This window comes from Paenibacillus abyssi, assembly GCF_014640295.1.
Classification (GTDB): domain Bacteria; phylum Bacillota; class Bacilli; order Paenibacillales; family Paenibacillaceae; genus Paenibacillus_D; species Paenibacillus_D abyssi.
The window spans coordinates 1-19,104 of the sequence record NZ_BMGR01000010.1 but is presented as its reverse complement, the minus strand read 5'-3'; the positions used below and the strand labels follow the sequence as shown (position 1 = coordinate 19,104).

At 46.0% G+C, this 19,104-nt stretch carries 22 protein-coding genes; 16 read left to right on the top strand and 6 right to left on the bottom strand.

The genetic code is table 11. From position 1 onward, the window contains the following. Window position 1: 1 nt before the first annotated feature. The gene (locus tag IEW11_RS15275; protein ID WP_188531938.1) at window positions 2–1,597 is read right to left on the bottom strand and encodes a DEAD/DEAH box helicase; all 1,596 of its coding nucleotides are present in this window, start codon (window positions 1,595–1,597) and stop codon (window positions 2–4) included. Between the two features lie 205 nt (window positions 1,598–1,802). Here IEW11_RS15275 and IEW11_RS15270 point away from each other — a divergent pair, with 205 nt between their 5' ends. Next, a complete protein-coding gene (locus tag IEW11_RS15270) occupies window positions 1,803–1,970 on the top strand; it encodes a hypothetical protein (RefSeq protein ID WP_188531937.1) in 168 nt (55 codons plus the stop codon). A 145-nt stretch (window positions 1,971–2,115) separates the two neighbouring features. Here IEW11_RS15270 and IEW11_RS25460 read toward each other — a convergent pair whose 3' ends face one another. Continuing rightward, on the bottom strand, window positions 2,116–2,355 hold the full coding sequence (locus IEW11_RS25460) for an FAD-dependent oxidoreductase (protein WP_444544001.1): 240 nt from the start codon (window positions 2,353–2,355) through the stop codon (window positions 2,116–2,118). Between the two features lie 34 nt (window positions 2,356–2,389). Here IEW11_RS25460 and IEW11_RS15260 point away from each other — a divergent pair, with 34 nt between their 5' ends. Together IEW11_RS15260 and IEW11_RS15255 are read left to right on the top strand one after the other, a co-directional pair. Beyond that, window positions 2,390–2,689 (top strand): hypothetical protein, encoded by a 300-nt coding sequence (locus tag IEW11_RS15260; RefSeq protein ID WP_188531936.1) that lies wholly within the window; start codon window positions 2,390–2,392, stop codon window positions 2,687–2,689. A gap of 96 nt (window positions 2,690–2,785) precedes the next feature. Continuing rightward, on the top strand, window positions 2,786–3,874 hold the full coding sequence (locus IEW11_RS15255; RefSeq protein WP_188531935.1) for a DUF3900 domain-containing protein: 1,089 nt from the start codon (window positions 2,786–2,788) through the stop codon (window positions 3,872–3,874). 72 nt (window positions 3,875–3,946) lie between these two features. Here the strand turns inward: IEW11_RS15255 and IEW11_RS15250 are convergent, their stop codons facing one another. Then, window positions 3,947–4,240, bottom strand: coding sequence for a DUF3817 domain-containing protein (locus tag IEW11_RS15250; RefSeq protein WP_188531934.1), 294 nt, complete (start codon window positions 4,238–4,240; stop codon window positions 3,947–3,949). A gap of 169 nt (window positions 4,241–4,409) precedes the next feature. Continuing rightward, a complete protein-coding gene (locus tag IEW11_RS15245) occupies window positions 4,410–5,867 on the bottom strand; it encodes a SulP family inorganic anion transporter (protein ID WP_373289334.1) in 1,458 nt (485 codons plus the stop codon). A 255-nt stretch (window positions 5,868–6,122) separates the two neighbouring features. On the opposite strand from IEW11_RS15245, the gene IEW11_RS15240 reads away from it, so the two are divergent. The 12 genes from IEW11_RS15240 (at window position 6,123) to IEW11_RS15185 (ending at window position 15,223) form a co-directional block, all read left to right on the top strand. Continuing rightward, entirely contained in the window at window positions 6,123–7,274 is a 1,152-nt protein-coding gene (locus IEW11_RS15240) for a PQQ-dependent sugar dehydrogenase (RefSeq protein ID WP_188531932.1), read from the top strand. Further along, window positions 7,271–7,717, top strand: a complete 447-nt coding sequence (locus IEW11_RS15235; RefSeq protein WP_188531931.1) for a DUF6376 family protein — start codon at window positions 7,271–7,273, stop codon at window positions 7,715–7,717. Before IEW11_RS15240 ends, IEW11_RS15235 begins: the two co-directional genes overlap by 4 nt. A 32-nt stretch (window positions 7,718–7,749) precedes the next feature. Next, window positions 7,750–8,019, top strand: coding sequence for a hypothetical protein (locus tag IEW11_RS15230; protein ID WP_188531930.1), 270 nt, complete (start codon window positions 7,750–7,752; stop codon window positions 8,017–8,019). 266 nt (window positions 8,020–8,285) lie between these two features. Next, window positions 8,286–8,702, top strand: a complete 417-nt coding sequence (locus tag IEW11_RS15225; protein WP_188531929.1) for a WGxxGxxG family protein — start codon at window positions 8,286–8,288, stop codon at window positions 8,700–8,702. Window positions 8,703–9,042: 340 nt separating this feature from the next. Beyond that, on the top strand, window positions 9,043–9,831 hold the full coding sequence (locus tag IEW11_RS15220) for an IucA/IucC family C-terminal-domain containing protein (protein WP_188531928.1): 789 nt from the start codon (window positions 9,043–9,045) through the stop codon (window positions 9,829–9,831). A 129-nt stretch (window positions 9,832–9,960) separates the two neighbouring features. After that, window positions 9,961–10,593, top strand: a complete 633-nt coding sequence (gene hxlA, locus IEW11_RS15215; RefSeq protein WP_188531927.1) for a 3-hexulose-6-phosphate synthase — start codon at window positions 9,961–9,963, stop codon at window positions 10,591–10,593. Between the two features lie 8 nt (window positions 10,594–10,601). Beyond that, window positions 10,602–11,159, top strand: a complete 558-nt coding sequence (hxlB, locus tag IEW11_RS15210) for a 6-phospho-3-hexuloisomerase (protein WP_188531926.1) — start codon at window positions 10,602–10,604, stop codon at window positions 11,157–11,159. Window positions 11,160–11,315: 156 nt separating this feature from the next. Next, window positions 11,316–11,705 carry a winged helix-turn-helix transcriptional regulator gene (locus IEW11_RS15205; protein WP_188531925.1) on the top strand — a complete coding sequence of 130 codons (390 nt, stop codon included), beginning with the start codon at window positions 11,316–11,318 and terminating at the stop codon, window positions 11,703–11,705. Window positions 11,706–11,923: 218 nt separating this feature from the next. Next, window positions 11,924–12,913: a serine hydrolase domain-containing protein gene (locus IEW11_RS15200; protein WP_188531924.1), complete on the top strand. Its 990-nt coding sequence runs from the start codon at window positions 11,924–11,926 to the stop codon at window positions 12,911–12,913. Window positions 12,914–12,927: 14 nt separating this feature from the next. Beyond that, window positions 12,928–13,431: a metallophosphoesterase family protein gene (locus tag IEW11_RS15195; RefSeq protein WP_188531923.1), complete on the top strand. Its 504-nt coding sequence runs from the start codon at window positions 12,928–12,930 to the stop codon at window positions 13,429–13,431. 110 nt (window positions 13,432–13,541) lie between these two features. Beyond that, a complete protein-coding gene (locus IEW11_RS15190) occupies window positions 13,542–13,931 on the top strand; it encodes a hypothetical protein (RefSeq protein ID WP_188531922.1) in 390 nt (129 codons plus the stop codon). A gap of 128 nt (window positions 13,932–14,059) precedes the next feature. Then, window positions 14,060–15,223 carry an acyltransferase gene (locus tag IEW11_RS15185; RefSeq protein ID WP_188531921.1) on the top strand — a complete coding sequence of 388 codons (1,164 nt, stop codon included), beginning with the start codon at window positions 14,060–14,062 and terminating at the stop codon, window positions 15,221–15,223. A gap of 66 nt (window positions 15,224–15,289) precedes the next feature. On the opposite strand, the gene mgtE is transcribed toward IEW11_RS15185, so the two are convergent. Next, window positions 15,290–16,648, bottom strand: coding sequence for a magnesium transporter (gene mgtE / locus IEW11_RS15180; protein ID WP_188531920.1), 1,359 nt, complete (start codon window positions 16,646–16,648; stop codon window positions 15,290–15,292). A gap of 45 nt (window positions 16,649–16,693) precedes the next feature. Continuing rightward, window positions 16,694–17,755 carry an asparaginase gene (locus IEW11_RS15175; protein ID WP_188531919.1) on the bottom strand — a complete coding sequence of 354 codons (1,062 nt, stop codon included), beginning with the start codon at window positions 17,753–17,755 and terminating at the stop codon, window positions 16,694–16,696. Window positions 17,756–17,909: 154 nt separating this feature from the next. On the opposite strand from IEW11_RS15175, the gene IEW11_RS15170 reads away from it, so the two are divergent. Beyond that, a complete protein-coding gene (locus IEW11_RS15170) occupies window positions 17,910–18,806 on the top strand; it encodes an NAD(P)/FAD-dependent oxidoreductase (RefSeq protein ID WP_188531918.1) in 897 nt (298 codons plus the stop codon). The last annotated feature ends 298 nt before the right edge of the window (window positions 18,807–19,104 follow it).

Here is a 19,104-nt window from a genome sequence, read left to right as displayed (position 1 = left end):
ATTATCTGCCGCTGCGTCCTCGTCCGCCGCCGCGAGAAGAACCTGCTCCGTTGCGGGCCGGGCTTGAGCCGCCGCGAGAAGAGCTTGCTCCATTGCGGGCCGGGCTTGAGCCGCCGCGAGAAGAGCTTGCTCCATTGCGGGATGAGCTTGAGCCGCTGCGAGAAGAGCCTGCACCATTGCGGGATGAGCTTGAGCCGCTGCGAGAAGAGCCTGCACCATTGCGGGATGAGTTTGACTTGGAACTGCGTCCCCGTCCATGTTCCTGGGCTTGTCCGCGTACTCCGCGCGTCGTCTCTTGCGTATTATCGTCACGGCTTGCTTCATTTCTTCTATGATCGCGTCCGGCATTGCCGGGCGCTTTTCTCATTGGTTTACCGCTGTAATCCCCGCGATTGGAAGCGTTTGTCTTTCTTCCTCTCGAGGAGGCACCTGCAGATCGGCTGGTGCGTTCATCCGATACCTTCGCTTCCGCAATGACATCGAGAGTGCCCATGCTGCGACGTTCCAGGGTGGCATCGATACCGCGTTCAATGACTTGAAGTGTCATTCGGTCTCTTGGAGAAGCTAGTGTAATAGCTGTGCCTTTATGTCCAGCCCGGCCTGTACGGCCGATCCGATGGATATACGTTTCCGCATCTTGAGGGATGTCATAATTAAAAACATGTGTAACGCCTTCCACATCCAATCCGCGTGCTGCGACATCGGTTGCCACAAGCAGCTGCAGCTTGGCGCTGCGGAAACGTTTCATGACCTGCTCACGTTTGGCCTGGGTCAGATCGCCATGCAGCTCGTCTACTTCAAGTCCGAGCGACAATAACGATTCGGCAAGCTTTTTCGCACGGATTTTCGTACGGCAGAATACGACTGCCAGATAGGGCCGATCGGTTTCAACCATTTTAACCAGCGTCTGCAGCTTCGCACGATCGGTCGTTTCAACGACATATTGATTAATGTTATCCAGGGTGATTCGTTCCCCTTGAATGCGTATGTCCTCAGGGTCCCGCATATACTGCACAGCAAGTCTCTTCACGCTATCAGGCATTGTGGCAGAGAAGAGCATCGTCTGCCGGTGTTTTGACGTTTGGGAAAGAATTTCCTCCACCTCGTTCAGGAAACCCATATGCAGCATTTGATCCGCTTCGTCTAATACAAGCATCGATAGCTTCCAGAACTCTACCGTTCCTCTACGCAGATGATCCAGCAGCCTTCCCGGGGTCCCGACAACGATATGCGCGGTTCCTTGCAGCTTGCGGATTTGGCTTTCAACATCTTGGCCGCCATAGGCAGCCAGAACATTACAGCCGATTGCGGAAGCCAGTTTGTTTATTTCCTTCGTAATTTGAATCGCTAATTCTCTCGTCGGTGTAATGATTAACGCTTGAACGTTCCGGTTATCCGGCTGAATTTTTTCCAGGATCGGCAGTGCAAAAGCCAATGTTTTGCCTGTGCCGGTCTGAGCTTGAACGATTACATCTCGGCCGTCCAAGACGACAGGAATGGTATTTTTTTGTACGGGTGTCGGCTCGAACACTCCGCCCGATTTTAACAGGGACGCCAATGAATAGCGGATGCCCAGATTTTGAAATGGTAAAGACATAACGTAACGGCCTCTTTTCTAAATGAGTTAACATGATTTAACTAGTATAACAGGTTATAAGGCAAAATGCAGAACATCCTGTCAGTTTAATTTGAACAGCAGCCGCCAGCTTGGCAAAAAGAGAAAAACAGAAAATCGTCTTGGCGTCACAATTATATTCATACAATTGAATAGAGGTCCTTACGACAATGGAGGAGGCCAGGTGATGAAATGCACAGCATGCGGAGGAAAAGGGAAGATAAAGGCGATGGGGCCCCTTCCCAGAAAGACGATGTGCATTCGCTGCAGTGGTACAGGCGCAGAACCGAATATGAGCGCGAAAAAAGAGTTGAAGCCGCTGGAAGAAATCAAAAAATGGTTTTGGAGAAAGTAAGGGCCTTGTGCCGGGGGCCCCTTACTAGAATTCATCCCGGATGGATTTCCCGTCACCAAAGACGGTTTTAACCGCTTCCGTTTGTTATATTGCAGCTTGCTTCGCCAGATCATCTAGGATTATATCCGCTACAATTTCCTTCATTTCACAGTTTGTCCTTATCTGGCCGCCCTGCTCTTCCAATAAACGTCGTCAAAATAGAAGGACCCGTATCAAAGGTGTATCCAGCACATGAGCGCTTGTTCAGCTTGCCGCCGACACGCTCGTTTTTTTCAATGACCAGTGTTTGATGCCCGTCTGCCTGGAGCCGGATCGCAGCCGATATGTTTTCTCCAAAAGCCGTGCACAGGTGAGGTCTTGCTAACCCTCTAACAATCCTGCACAATAAAGAGACTAGGTGAAGAGAGCAGGGAGAGACAATGGCATTCGGAATTAAACGGGCAGAGATGATGTTATGGAAGGAACGGGTACGGCAAGGGGAGATCGCGTATTTAACCCATTATTGGTTTGAACCCCGATTTCCCGGTATAAAGACCGTAACAAAAGTAGGTTGTTCGGATCTGGAGAAGCTGAGCGCTTGGTGCCTGGAGCACGGTTTGAATCCTGAGTATATCCACCGCCGGAAGCTGTTTCCCCATTTTGATCTGATTGGTGCAAAGCAGAAGGAAATCCTGATCAAGGAGCAGCTTTGGGAGCATGTGGAACGATTCGGCTTATAATCCGGTATTAGCTGTCATTCGAAGGGACGACAAAATCGTCGAACCTTGATACAATAGATCGGTACATGATGAAACGATAAAAGGGGTACCGAAACGATGTCATTTTCTATCCAATATTTATCCTTCTTTGTCATCCAAACCGACGGGGACGGATCGCAATCGTCGAAGAGCTTCAAGCACTATCAAACGATGGACCATGAAGATTATGCCGAAAGCGAGCTGAAGTCTTTTTTAGATAGCGAGTTCGGAAGAATAAATAAACGAAAAGTGGAGAAAAACCCCAGCACCGAGGCGGCACCGACAAAAATCGGCCGATTTATTGTTGAACCGGGCTATGAGCTGGACAGCAATCCTAACTACAATCTGATGCAAAGGCTTCGTTCCTCCGATAGCAAAGAAGAATTTCTCGGCTTTGCCGATGAAATGGTTCGGATCTATATGGAGACAAACGCGGTTAGGGGCGGCGCATTTATCGTCGCGATTGCCAAACCGACGAAGGTGCTTGATGAACCGCTGTTGTTTGTGATGAAATGTGATTTTGAATCAAAGATTGCCCGAATTGCAGATGAGCGAAGTCTGATCTCCCATGTGGAGATGGCAATCAGCGCAAGAAGCATTAAATCCATTCAATACCCTCATATGCCGGAAGAAGGCATGCTGGATGAATGGGAGCTCAAGATTCATCAGGCGACTCATGCCCGTTACTTTGAAGATTTTCTTCGTTTTGTCGCCTATGAGAAGCCCATGCCGGAAATTGTAAGCGAGCAGGTCATTGAAATGGTCCACCAATACATGGATGAGAAATGGCAGGCAGCGCCGGATAATGAGCAGGGCAGGCAGATGGAACAGGAAAGCTTGGAAATATGGGCAGCAAGCGAGAAAAGGGATCTGCAGGAGAAATGGTCGCATGATTATGTCGTAGAAGCAGCCGCACAGTTAATCGAACACAAACCGGACCTTGATTTTAAATTCAAGCTCGGAGGCGTTGCGGTTAAAGGGCTGTTATCAGACTATGGCCAGCATATTCATTTTGCAAAGCACAATGGGCGATATGTAGTTGTGATTGAAGGGGACGGTTTTGAATTCGAGAAGGGGATGTCACCGGTTGAATTGCTTCATCCGGAGGAGCTCGAGCAGGTCATTTCCAGAATAGGCGTACCTTCTTCGGAGAATGATGATAATTAATGAAAAGCTCGGAGGGCTGATCCCAGGGACAGCCTTCCGAGCTTTTATTTTACTCATTTCTGTGAATTGCCGTTACTCCGCTTTACGTAAGATGCGGCTGTCGAAAACAAATGTGCCGAACGGCAGAAAGGCGGCGATGAAGCCTGCAAAAACTTTGCCGAATGACCAGCGGTGTTTAAAGGTGACGTGAGCGAGTGCAAGCATGTAAACGATGAACAATACGCCGTGCAGCGCCCCAACTACCGTTACGACCTGAGGAATATCCATCCAATACTTCAGCGGCATCGCGATAATAAGCAAAACTAAAAAAGAAATTCCCTCATAAAGTCCGACTGCCCGCAGCCGGCTGATTGGCGTTCCGAACATAATTAATGTAACCTCCCGCGTATTTTGGATCAACCTGACAAGCCCATTATAGCCTGAATTATCAATTGAAAGATTATAAATTACAAATTGTTCAAAATTTCTTCATGAATAAAACGGCACCACATCTTCCGTAAGGAGAAGGTGGTGCCGTCGGTGAGACATTATTTTTTTAATGACCGCTAGGTGCGGCAAGCCCGATCCGTTCGATTAAAACACGGCTTTCTTCGTTAAGTCCTACAATATCTACATTTCTCCCGTATTTTTCAAACCGAAGGATGACCTTTGCAATGGCCGTTACTGCCGATTGGTCCCATACATGAGATTGGGTGAAATCGATCACGATATGTTTTACATCCTCTTGTTGGAATTGAAATCCGTTAACAAAAGATGTCGTTGTTCCAAAGAAAAGCTGTCCGGCAATCTTGTAAGTGACGGTACCGCCGGCAGCAGCAGACGATGCGACGCGGATCTTGGCAATCCGCCAAGCAAAGATAAGCGCGCTAAGTACAACACCTGCAATCACACCCATTGACAAATCATGCGTCGCGACAACGATCGATACGGTAACGATCATCACAAGCGCATCGGGGCGCGGAATTCGCTTCAACTCGGTCAAGGATTTCCAATCGAAGGTTCCGATCGATACCATAATCATTACTCCTACCAGTGCTGCCATGGGGATGAGCATGACGACATCGCTTAATACCATAATCAGAAATAATAGAAATACCCCTGCAGTGAGAGTGGATAATCTTGTGCGTCCACCGGATTTGACATTAATGACCGTCTGGCCGATCATTGCACAGCCGGCCATGCCGCCGAAAAAGCCGGTCACAACATTGGCAATACCTTGGCCCTTCACTTCTTTGTTCTTATCACTAGACGTTTCGGTCATCTCATCAACGATCGTAGCGGTCAGCAAGGATTCAAGAATGCCGACTAACGCCAGTGAGATCGAATAAGGCAAAATGATCCATAACGTTTCTAGCGTAAACATCACCTCTGGAATTTGGAAGAAAGGCAGTGTGCTTGTAATTGTTCCCATGTCGCCGACCGTGCTCACGTTCAGATTCATGCTGATCGTGATCATGGATACGACGATAATCGCTACAAGCGCCGAAGGAACCGCCTTGGTGAAGCGCGGAAGCACATAGATAATGGTAAGCGTCAAGGCAACCAGTGCGTACATTATCCATCCGGCACCGACAAAATGAACTAACTGCGCCATAAAAATAAGTATCGCCAGCGCATTAACAAAGCCTGTCATAACAGATTGGGGGACGAAGGTGATGAAGCGCCCCATCTTCAGTAAACCTAGAATATACTGGAAAATCCCCGCAAGAATAGTCGCAGCAAATAAATATTCGATCCCGTGATTTTTAACCAGCGTGACCATGAGCAGTGCCATGGCACCCGTCGCAGCTGATATCATGCCAGGCCTTCCTCCTACGATGGAGATAACGATGGCAATACAGAACGACGCGTACAACCCGACCATTGGGTCAACACCCGCGATGATCGAGAACGCAATAGCTTCAGGAATAAGCGCCAGAGCGACTGTAATCCCGGAGAGGACATCGCTGCGCACATTCGAGAACCATGCTTGATGTAATTTTTGCAACAAAATAAATAAACCTCCTATTATGTTATATGTGACTTTCCACTCTCAGAAAAGTCGGGGCCGATGTGCACTGTATGGAATTATAACGAATTATTGGCGAATATTCTAATACTTCAAGTATGAAATTATTGGGTTAATACTGGTTATTCTCGTTTTTACTTTATTTTTCGAAATATTACGCCCAACTTTGGTCCGTCCTATATTAGCAGCATTTGGATCGACGCTCTGGTATTGATATACTAGTGTTGAGGGGTGATAGGTATGAAACGACAATGGACAGCAATAATCGGAATCTCATTGTTACTCGCTTTGCTCCTATCTGCGTGCATGGGAGAAAATGAGGAAACGGATATGAACCATCAGCCGGTGAATCAGGAGACAAATACGAATCCACCGGTCAACGTCGAAGACGAGGCGAGTGAGCTATCGTCGGCTTATGAAGTTGCAGCTGCGCATTTACAAGCGCCCTGGTCGATCGATTTTGACGATGATACCATTTTTATCAGTGAACGAGACGGTGCAATTGTAAAGGTAGAAGACGGTGAGATTTCACGAGAAGCCGTTCAATTGTCCATACCGGTTCATCAGCAGGGCGAGGGCGGTTTTATGGGCTTTGTGCTTGACCCTGATTTTGCTGTAACCAGACAGGCCTATGCGTATTACACCTATATGGACAACGGTACAATACTCAATCGCATTGTAGCCCTGCAGTACAGCGGGAGTGAATGGAACGAAGTGAACCCGCTGCTCGAACAAATACCCGGATCCAGCGTCCATAATGGCGGGCGGCTTGCGATCGGGCCGGACGGTCTTTTGTATGCGACAACAGGAGATGCGCGCATTGAAGCACTTTCCCAAGATCAAGCCAGCTTGGCAGGCAAGATTCTTCGATTGAATCTGGATGGTTCGATTCCTGAAGAGAATCCGTTTGATGATTCCTATATTTACTCATGGGGACACCGCAATCCGCAGGGCCTCGCCTGGGATTCGGATAGGCGCTTGTTCAGCTCAGAGCACGGGCCCTCCGGCAATCCAGGAGGCCATGATGAGATCAATTTGATCGAACCTGGATTAAATTACGGGTGGCCGGCAATTATCGGAGATGACACGAAGCAGGGAATGGTTGCACCGTTGTATCATACAGGGAGCGATACGTTAGCTCCGTCAGGCATGGCGTTAACTGCGGACAATGAACTGCTGGTTGCGGGCTTAAGAGGCCAGAAGCTTGTACGGTTCCATTCCGATATGAACGGATATGAAGTGCTGCTGGAGAATGAAGGCAGGCTGCGGGATGTCAAGGTATACCAGGGGGACATCTATGTGCTGACGAATAATACGGATGGTCGCGGCCAGGCATCGGATGTTGATGACAGACTCATCGTGCTGCGCAGCGAAGGAGGAAGGAATGAATGAGAAAATGGAATATCGCACTCGTGACGTTGTTCATTTTTGTATTAACGGGATGTTCTTTATTTGACCGAATCAATGATTCATTAGCTTATGTAAACAATGCAACCGAATATATGAACACGGCCAACCAGTTCGCTGAAGAGCTTCCGGTTATGGCGGAGGAGGCTGTGACAAGCAGTGAAGCAAGACAGAAGCTGTTATCTGAGCTTGAAGCGATGAAAGCAGAGATTGTATTATTTAATGAACTTGTGGTACCGCAATACGCCCAGGACATTCATAATCAAATCATGACATACAACAATCAACTGCATACAGGGATCACGGACTATATTGCTGATATCAAGAACGGCATCTATGATCTGTCCCTTTTGCAAGAGACAGGCATTATTGCTACCATTAATCAAGTGGTGGAATTACGGGAGCTTCTGAATCAGCTTAACTCATAATCCATAGCATAATATAAATGGAGGGTAAGACAATGAAAATCACCATACTACACGCGACGATGTCGTATACAAAAGAGGATGGATATGTAGGGCAAGTGCAATTCCGGGCGGAAAACCATCGGGATGATTATGAGATTACGCTCCAGAGCAAAAAAGGCAAAGAGTGGAGCTACGGCCTTCATTTTTTGAATGCCTCAGGCAGCGAAGAGGAGATCTTCAAGATGGAGGAGCTTATCGAGGAAGATGACGAATTGTTTGACTCGCTCATAGAAGCGGCAAAAATCAGCTTGGATGAAAAGTAAAAGGAAATCGAACTGAAGCCCATAATCTAGCCACTTGCCGATCGAGATTATTCAGGCAGGCGATGGGGAGGAAGCATTCGAATATCCGATAATTAACGAAACCCGTTGTTGTGAACGGGTTTTTTTGTGTCCGGTTACCACCTAGCTTTAACCATGTATTAGTTGTATGGTCCCCGGGAAAAACAATGACGAGGTCGAAAAGAGCAAATGAATCCAGAGCTTGCGCTTTCGTTACTCAACAACAGAGAAAGGAATGAGACGCTAACATGAAACGGATCTCAATCAGCTTTTTGCTCGTTGCTTCTCTCATGTTGATCTTGGCGGTACCGGCATTTGCGGACAACATGAAGAATGACAACAATGACTCAAAAATGGGGATGAACGGAGCTTCTTATTACAGAAGCAACACAAGCAGAAGTAATAATATCACGTACGGATCGACAATGGATCGTACACCGACACGCGGTGACGCGCGTGCCTATGGCTACAATCGTGTAACGACAGACGGTAATTATCGCAATTACAGCATGAATTCAACGGATGGTGCAACTGCGTTGAACCAACGCTATCGCGCCACTGCCGCTGCCGATCGGGATGGAATGGATTGGGGATGGCTTGGATTGCTCGGACTATTAGGGCTAACTGGCTTGCGAGGCCGCAATAACGATCGTGAAAAGGCCTAGAGACTTAAGTTGAAATAGAAATCAACCAAGGGAATCGCCATCGTAGTGCAGTTAATCCAACTGCCGTGATTGGCGATTTTCTTTGGTTATCTTAGTATGGGGTATCCTTTCGGCTTCTATACTGGCCTTTCTTTTGGCGTTGAACCGATTTGGGATGTTGAATCAGCCCTTTGTATGGAATTATGTCCTGCGGTTTGTCGCCATAGCGTTTGTTATTTGACAGGCTGGGAAGAATTAATCAATCTGGTGAATATTTTTTTGTGTTATTTTTTAGATCGCGATATAATGAAAATTATTCTCAATAATATTGCCGATTTGGGTAAACGAAGGGGAGAGATCGGTGGCGACGTTCGATTTTCTTTATTTGGAAGAGAAATTCAATATAGTCAGATCTGACCGGGAAGAGATTATTTTCGCAATGTCGATGGCTTCACTTCTGGAGGAGGAGAACGCACAGCAATTCCTGGCTGTGTATGCCCCACTAATCAAAACAACGGATTTGGATGCCGCTGCCGCATACTTTGCCGGGTACTTAGGTGCAGCTGCAGCAAGCTTGCAATATTCGCTGTCTGTATGGGATGCGATGTTTGATCTTTCTTGTGAAAATGTAATTGTACAACTACATCGTGCAGGTGAATATTTTCGCCTGGCGTTCAAATTAATTAACGATACCGTGGAATTTGCACCCCGAGATTCTGAAGAACGCCTGAAGTGGCGTGAGCAAAGGTTGACTACATATTATCATGATTCGGTGAGTCCGTTATTTCAAGTGTTTGCACGATGTGCTGGCGTTGATGTTAAAATGCTGTGGGGACAGTTGCCGACCCGATTTAACTATTATATGGAAATATGGATGTCTGAGCTTGAGAATGCAGCGCCTAAAAGTCGACTTGAAGCGGACTATCGTTATCTGAGAGAAGACCTTGCTGCCGCAGTGTTCGGGTGCAAGAAAAATCCGTTTGAAGTGAAAATCCGCTGGATTGAAAGCCTCAACGAACCAGGCAGGCAGATGCGGATGAAAAATGCTTGCTGTCTTTATTACAAAACAGAGGGCGGCCAGTACTGCTATTCTTGTCCTCGATTGAAGGAAGAGGACCGCGAGGCAAGGCGAGCGCTTGTAAGAGTGTAAAATCGATGATATTCTTCCATAGTATCCTTTAGGTAACTACATCACAATATTGTGCCTACTTCCTTTTTGGATAGTTAGCCCCTAAAATGAAGGAGTGATAAAAATACAACTTAGGAGGAACAAACAATTATGAAATTACAACTAGCACTGGATCTTGTAAACATACCTGAGGGAATCGAAGTCGTTAAAGAAGTACAGGAGTATATCGATATCGTCGAGATCGGCACACCTGTCATCATCAACGAAGGCTTAAGAGCCGTTAAAGAAATGAAAGAAGCTTTCCCTTCCCTGGAAGTGTTGGCGGATCTGAAAATTATGGATGCAGGCGGATACGAGATTATGAAAGCTTCCGAAGCGGGCGCTGACATTATCACTGTTCTGGGTGCTACTGACGATGCAACGATTATCGGTGCTGTTGAAGAAGCGAAGAAGCAAGGAAAAAGCATCCTGGTCGATATGATCAACGTAAAAGACATTGAGCAGCGCGCAAAAGAACTCGATGCTCTGGGTGTCGATTACATCTGCGTTCACACAGGTTATGACCTGCAAGCAGCAGGAAAAAACTCTTTTGAAGAGCTTGCAATCATCAAACGTGTTGTAAAAAATGCAAAAACAGCGATCGCTGGCGGCATCAAATTAAGCACGCTTCCTGAAGTTATTAAAGAGCAGCCGGACCTTGTTATTGTTGGCGGCGGCATTACAGGCCAAAGCGACAAACAAGCGGCAGCCGCTGAAATGAAAAAACTGATTTCACAAGGGTAATCGATACGATGCAAACGACCCGATATGCAAATGAAATCATAAATGAGTTAATACGCTCCTTGGACTTCATTGCGGAGGAAGAGGCTGAAGCGCTGGTTAAGCAAATCTTTCAGGCAAAGAAAATCTTTGTCGCCGGCGCTGGCCGATCAGGATTAATGATCCGAGCTTTCTCCATGCGGTTAATGCAGCTTGGCATGCAGTCCTATGTCGTCGGTGAAACAGCTACACCGGGAATGGGTGAAGGAGATCTTCTGATTATCGCATCTGGTTCCGGCGAGACAAAAGGCCTGGTATCCATGGCTGAAAAAGCGGCAAGCTTAAAAGGTGCAGTAGCAGCTGTAACGATTTTTCCTGAGTCAACGATCGGCAAGCTGTCCAATATCATTATCAAATTACCGGGCTCGCCAAAGGATAAAACGGAAGGCGATTATGCAACGATCCAGCCGATGGCATCTTTGTATGAGCAGACGCTACTTATTTTCTTTGATGCCGTGATCCTGAAGCTTATGGAAAAGAAGGGCCTTGATTCCGGCTCGATGTACGGCCTGCACGCTAATCTTGAGTAGGCTGGATGCATCTGACCCCTATTTGTTCTAACTCATCATATTAAGGGCTTTATCGACGGTCTGAGTCCACACTGTTTTGCAGTGTGGGCTTTTTATATACGATGTTTTTCTCGGCGCCGGTTCATAGTATAATCATGGCAGTGGGAGGTTGATTGGATGGCTAATGAATTAAAAGAGCGGATCAGCTTGAAAGAAATCAATTGCGAGAAAGAGCTTACTCTTGCTGTAATTGGTGGAAAATGGAAGCTTATCATTTTGTGGCACCTGGGATTAGAAGGAACAAAACGGTTCAGTGAATTGAAAAAGCGAATACCTCATATTACGCAAAAAATGCTCACGAACCAGCTTCGTGAATTGGAAGAGGACCAGCTGATTGACCGCAAGGTTTATCCGGTTGTCCCGCCTAAGGTGGAGTATTCTTTAACGAAGTATGGAGAAAGCCTGATGCCTGTCTTAAGAATGATGTATGACTGGGGCAAATATTACGGGGATGAAGTGATCTGGAACGATCCTCCTAGAGAGGCCAGTGGAGGAAGCGGGGAGTAATATCATTTAATCTGGTTGACAGCTTGAAGCCCGGGAGCTTTTTCCTGGGCTTGTTTGACTTGAGCAGGCTGGAATAGTGAGGCCATAACGGCGGAAAACTATAGACTGCTGTCACCTCAGTCCGAATAGCCCGTTCCCGGCAGGGTTGTTTTTCATATGATGGAAGCATTATGATGGGAGTAATAGACTGGAGAGCGTGTGTAAGGAGCCAAGCGATCGTGGAAATATTACCGGAAAAAGACGAAGCATTATATTCTAGTTTACCCGAAGCACATGGGATGGATTCTGAACGTCTCCGTCGAATGATGGACGTATTAGTGGAATGGAAGATTAAAGACGTTGTGGTGGTCCGAAATGGAGCGTTGATATGGAAATGGCATGACCGGGATATCGACCGATTAGGCGCTGTGTTCTCCTGCACGAAGAGTGTTCTGTCCGCAATAGTCGGAATTGTAGTGGATGAAGGCTTGCTGCAGTTGGATCAGCCGATATCAGACTTCTTCGAAGGGTTTGGCGCGAATGACGTTAATAAAAATAAAATTACGGTCCGGCATCTGCTGACGATGACACCTGGTTTTGAATGGCCCGAATTCGATAAACCTTACTTCAACATGAGGAAGACGAAGGATTGGATCGGATTTATTACGAAGCAGCCGCTTGCACATGAGCCGGGTGAAGTATACACATACAATTCCGGCTGCTCTCACCTGTTATCCTCGATCGTGACGAAGCTAACAGGAAAAAGTGCTTTTCAATTTGGCCAGGAACGATTGTTTGACAAGCTTGGCTTCCACAAAGTGAAATGGAATCACGCGTCCGGCATAAGCGAGGGTGGAGCAGGCATGCATATGATGGCTCGCGACCTGGCGAAGCTCGGCCAGTTGTATCTCCAGCAAGGAAAATGGAATGAGGAGCAGTTAATCTCGAAGAACTGGATTAGGGAATCAACGGAAGCAGCCAACAAAGGCCTTTCGAATTACAAACCGCCGATCTACGGGAATTATGGCTATCATTGGTGGAATTCGACAGCAGAATATAACGGATGGACTGACTTTTATTTCGCTCTAGGCTATGGCGGGCAGTATTTATTTGTCATTCCTGAATTCCAATTGGTCGTCGTGGTTCGCAAAGCGGTTGATGGCAAGAACAATGCGATCTTATCGAAAAATTTGTTGTTTGAACATATTGCTCATTCCATTCAAGAATAGGGAGAGGAATGCTCATGAGGATCGGTGTGCTTTCAGACACGCATATGCCTAAAATGGCAAAACAGCTGCCGCGGCAGCTAGTCCATGACTTTCGCAATGCAGACCTGATTATCCATGCCGGGGATTGGTGCGATTTATCCGTTTACGATGAACTGGTCCAGTTAGCTCCGGTCGAAGGCGTGGCTGGAAATAATGACGGCAATGCAATTGTGAAGCGGTTTGGTTATGTGCAGGTTATCCAATTCGCCGGTAAGCGTATCGGTGTTGTTCATGGCCATGGTGGTGGACGCGGCACGACGGAGCAGCGTGCCATGGAAGCTTTCAAGGGGCAGCCGTTGGATGTGATCATATTCGGCCACTCTCATATTCCGGTGGCACGCGAGGTGAAGGGGAAACTTTTGTTCAATCCGGGTTCCCCAACCGACAAACGCAGGCAGTCCCAATATTCTTATGGAATCATCGAGATTATAGGCGATACTTTAACAGCGCAGCATGTGTTCTTCAAGAATAAAGATTGAACAAAGGCAGCAGCCCTTTAATAATGTATACCTATCTAAACCCGCAGAGTCGATACTTCTGCGGGTTTTATGATATGCTGTTATTAACAAGGAAAGGAGAAGTGATCGTCATGAACCGTGATTTCATACAACCTAAGTCATTGGATGGAGAATTGAAGCTCTCGCACAAAAATTACGATTATGGCGTAACCGTCTCCACCAAGGAACTAATTTTCCACAAGCCGCACATCAATTATCATATTAAATTTGAGGATTTGATAAGCATTGTGCCCTTCGAGATTCGCGGGAAGAAGAAGTTTGCGATTGAAAATCGGCGGGGGGAAATTACTGAGTTCGCCAGTACCTCGACTAGCGCCAATCCTTATCGGCTGCATGTGAGATCTGCAGTGATGCATAATCGCAGCGGAATGTTCAAGCTGGGTACGATGCAGTTTGTTTTTCCAATCCATGCGAATCTGCTCCAAATCATCGCTGAGCATAGTGGTTTGAATCAATTTTAGCTGTATTTTGGCTGGTTTTCGCATGAAAATGGATAGAGCTGGTATTAATTGTCTTGCAAAATTAACTTGAATGGTATTATATGTTAGTAAATAATCATTAAGCAATCGCCTTGGAGGAGTAAATATTCATGTCAAAGTCGGAGCATCTAAATGAAGTAAATCTGGTCAGGGCGCTGGCGATCGTCGGGGTACTGATGGTTCATTCAACGTCATCCGCGGTCGGACAGACGATAGGCACTCCATATCTGCCGTTTTATAATTTTTTGAACATTTTCTTTAAATTCGGCACGCCAACGTTTATTTTTTTGAGCAGCTTTGTATTATTTTATAACTACTACCATAGACCTTTTTCCAAAGAAACGATTATCCGTTTTTATAAAAACAGATTGTTATACATTCTCGTACCTTATGTGATGTTTTCAGGGATCTATTTTACATTAAAGAATTACTCCTCCATGTTAGTCGATGCTAAATCGTACACGTTAAATCGTTTTCTGGACCAGCTCATGTGGGGTGATGCGCATGATCATTTATATTTCGTCTTTATCAGTATTCAGTTTTATCTGATGTTCCCTTTCTTGCTATATTTCTTTCAAAAAGCAGGATGGGCTAGACGATATGCAGTACTGCTAGGATTTGCGCTTCAATGGGGATTTATTTTCTTGAACAGGGACTACTTTCAAATTGTACAAAAGGGAAGCATTTCCTTCTCTTATATGGCGTATTTCTTCCTTGGTGTTTTCTTGGGCATTTACTTCGAGAAGATCAAGGATTGGATTATTATCCGCAAAGAAAACATGTTGTCGCTTAAAGGTGTCGTATGGATCTCGCTCTGGGGACTTTGGATCGTTGCAGCGTTTTTATATGTGAGCTTGTGGTATGAGACGCGGGCTAATGGTACTTGGAGGCAAAATTTATATTATGAGTCTTACTGGAACTTCCATACCTTTCTTTCAGCGATTATATTATTTCAGCTTGCGTTTGTCATTTACCGCCATGCACCGAAATTGATCGTTAGAGCGATGCTGCATTTAGCATCCGTATCCTTTGGAATTTATTTATTCCATCCGATCGTATTGCGCTTTTACCGGTTTTACCAGCCTGCGAAGGAAGGGATCGTATTCCACCTGTGGGTTGCTGGTGGCTTCTTAACAGCGTTGATAGTATCATGGATTGTGGTGACTGTTGTCACAAAAATAAAATTCTCATGGATATTGTTCGGCAACAAACCGCGTGGCAAGAAGAGAGCGGTTTCGGAAACAGCCGTTCAAGTTAGAGAAGCAAAGCCGTGATATAAGAGGACATAAAATAAACGCCAATTCGTTCAAGAACGAGGTTGGCGTTTATTTTGTATGTACTCAAATCAAATATGAAATAAATAAAGTGGCGAGCCCGAAATAAATAAATAACGAGAGCACATCGTTAAGCGTTGTAATCAATGGTCCGGAAGCAACGGCGGGGTCTACTTTTAGCTTGTTTAACAGCAGTGGGATAACCGTGCCGGCAATGGTCCCGATAATCAAGGTAACAACGAGTGACAATCCTACCACAAATCCGAGCATGAGATTTCCTTGCCAGAAGTATGCGAGCAGGGTGACTAACACGCCGCATATTAAACCTATAATTACTCCGACGAACAGCTCACGCCTTACAAGGCGCAGAACATCCTTGCCCTTCAATTCCTTGCTGATCAGTCCGCGGACAACAACCGCCAATGACTGCGTACCCGTGTTTCCTGTCATTCCAGCGATCATCGGCATGAAAAAGGCTAATGCGACAATTTGATTGATCGTGTCCTCGAAACGGCTAATAATCGTTCCCGATATCATTCCAATGAACAACAGGGCCACCAGCCATGGCAATCTGCGGAAAGCGGCTACGGTCGGTTTCGTATCAAAGTCGATATCCCGGCCGTTGCCGGATAACTTTTCAATATCTTCATTTGCTTCATCAATCACAATATCGATGATGTCATCGACGGTGATAATACCCGTCAGCTTATTGTTTTCATCTACAACAGGCACAGCCAAGAAGTCATAATTACGTATAACGTCCGCAACCTTCTCCTGGTCCATATCAACGGTAACGGAAATGACCCGCGTATACATGATCTGGTGTATCCTGTCATCCAGCTTGGCTAATATTAAGTCGCGGTAAGAGACGACGCCAAGAAGCCTCTTGTCCTCGTCGATGACATAGAGATAACTAATCGCTTCGGATATGTCTGCGAAATCACGGATTTTATCAATGGCTTCCCTCACAGTATAATGCTGTGGAATCCAAACATAACGGTTATTCATTATCCGTCCTGCGGTTTCCGGAGGATAATTCATTAGCTGCCGTACTGCGGTGGATTCGAGCAAATCCATCGAGGACAAGAATGCATCTTTTTCTTCATTGGTTAGTGATCCAAGAAAGCTGGCCAAGTCGTCATTGTCCATTCTGTCCATGACCTCGGTCGTCCGCTGAGTTCCAATGAGAGAAAATACGTCATATTGTTCTTCGCTGTCCAGCTCTTCTACCATATCGGTTAACGTTATGATATCCAGCAGATCCAAAAACGCAGGTCTGTGCTCCCCGGGCAGCAGCTCAAACAACGTGGCGATGTCATAGGGCTGAAGCTCTTCAATGATCAATACCACTTCAGACGTTCGATTTTTTTCGATCAACCGGATGATCTCGGATCCGAGCTGTTCAATGGAAAGTTCTCTGTTCACACACTTCACTCCCTTAGACGGCAAAATTTATGAATGACTTATGTCTTAAGCTGAACCCATCTTTTCAAAAAACAAGGAAGTAGAATTCAAAAAGTCTGTGATTTCCTGCTTCGTCTGCAGCGAGCCGTAGGCAAGCATCACTTTAACGAGCGCTGCTTCAACAGTTATCCCGGCAAGCGGATGGGCTCCGGCCTGAATCATATGAACTGAGGTTACATAGAAATCTTCACCTTCGTTTTTCATTGGACAAAGATAGATATCTACGTCCTGCTTGGTGCAGGTTTCGATGAAATCCACAATTGAGTATCGAATTTCTCCATTTACTGCTCTAGTGCTTGCTGTGCCCGAATGGTATAAATCATGAAGCACTGCCTTTGGTTTAGCGCCGGCAAACGGTAAGTAATTGTAATTCAAGCCCGGATAAGGCTTTAGATAAAGGATCTCATTCGAGAAGATCGGCGTTTTAAGGGCAATATGTCTGGAGCGAGGTTCACGAATTTCCTCCATCGTAGGATTAACCGGATGCTCCACCCGGATAAACAGCTCATCATTCATATATCCTAACGGTACAGAATAGGCACTCTCATACTCGTCGGTAAAAGGGGCCGACTGCTGCAGGCGGGTACCCAGATGAATCAAAGCTTCGCCTTTGCGGTTTTCAAAACTGACATATACGCCCGGCAGTTTAGTCCCAAGAATAAAATTTACGGCGTGGATAAAATTATTAAGGCCTTTGCTCCTGGCATCGTTCAATGGATAATTGCTGGCAATCAGGAGAATCGGTACCGGGCATGCGTGATAGATGTAACTGAGCGCAGCGGCTGTATAAGGCAGGGTATCTGTGCCATGGGTAATAATCAGCCCGTCATAATCCGATAAGTCAAATTTGCTTATAGCTTTGAACAGGACAGCCCAATCATCAGGAATCAAGTTTTCGCTTAGCAGATTAAAGGGCTGCATCGTATCGAACTGCACCGATCGAGCTTTTTTGGATTGGGTATAACGTTCCAATAATTCAAAAGAGATCGAATGGTCAACGTCAATTTTATTATTCTGTTTTTTACTTCCAATCGTTCCTCCGGTAAAGACAACCAGTATTCGGTTCAAGGTCAGTTTCCTTTCAAATAGATAATGATTTCTATACAGTCAATTATAACCGAACTTTGCTGTAAGATAAGCTAGTCCGGTTATTCTGTTTAAAGTGTTCTCTAATCGGGATAATAAAGGGAACAGGATGGTTCAGGGGAGGTGTGGTTAATCGTTGAATCATCAATATGATTGCATAATCGTTGGTGGCGGTATAGCCGGTTTGCAGGCCGCTATTCAACTCGGGAGATATCAGCACCGTACCCTTGTGTTGGATGCTGCTGACGGCCGGTCAACGTTATGCCGGGCATACAATAATTTGCTTGGATGGCCTGAGGGGATCAGCGGACAACAGCTCCGTGAGTCAGGAAGAGTGCATGCGCAGCGGTTAGGCGTAACTTTTATCAAAGCCAAGGTGGATCAAGCAAGGCGGATGGAACAGAGTTTCGTCCTGCATACAAACGAGGAGGGAGGATTCCATGCCAAGCGATTGCTTATCGCTACAGGTGTTACCGATCGGATTCCGGGATTTTCCGAGCTTAAGCCTTGCTTAGGCATTTCGGTCTTTATTTGTCCGGATTGCGATGGCTATGAGGTGAAGAACAAACGGACCGTTGTGATCGGATCGGGTAAAACAGGGGCAGAAATGGCGCTTGAGCTAACATTTTGGACAAGTGATATCGTTTATATCAACCATGAACAGACCGGTATTGTCCCTGACAAGCTGCTTCAGTTAAGGGAAAGCGGAATATCTTATATCGAAGCACCCATTAGCCGGACGATTGTCGAAGGCGATCAATTTCTTGGTGTTGAGCTGCAGGATCGGGGATTTATCCCTTTTTCGCACGCTTTTCTGGCGTTTGGCGGCAATACGGTCAACACGTCCTTAGCTGAGCAACTGGGAGTGAGAATTCTTGCGAACAGGCACATTGAGGTTGATCCCCGTACGAAAATGACTAATGTTCAGCATGTTTGGGCAGCCGGTGATGTAACGGCTCATTCCGAGCAGGTTGCCATTGCGATGGGAGACGGTTCACAAGCCGCGATCTGGATTCACAAAAGTTTGCTCTAGCATAATTAATGGCGCAGCCGAAGGTGAGCCCTCATTACTGATCAAGGGAGACTTAGGCAGAATTGAATGGTAGAGATGGTAATAGAGGAAGAAATAAACACTTGCGAAGCAGTGCAATTCTATGATAAATTTATTTTCGCCGCTGAACAGCGGTCGATACGATTAGCTAGTATGCAGTGTTATATGAACGCGAAGAAAAAAGTTTAAAAATAACACTTGCAAAGTTATTCGGTAATATGGTATATTCTAATTCCGGTCGCGAAACGGCTGGGACAAACGAAAGAAAAGAAATGAATTT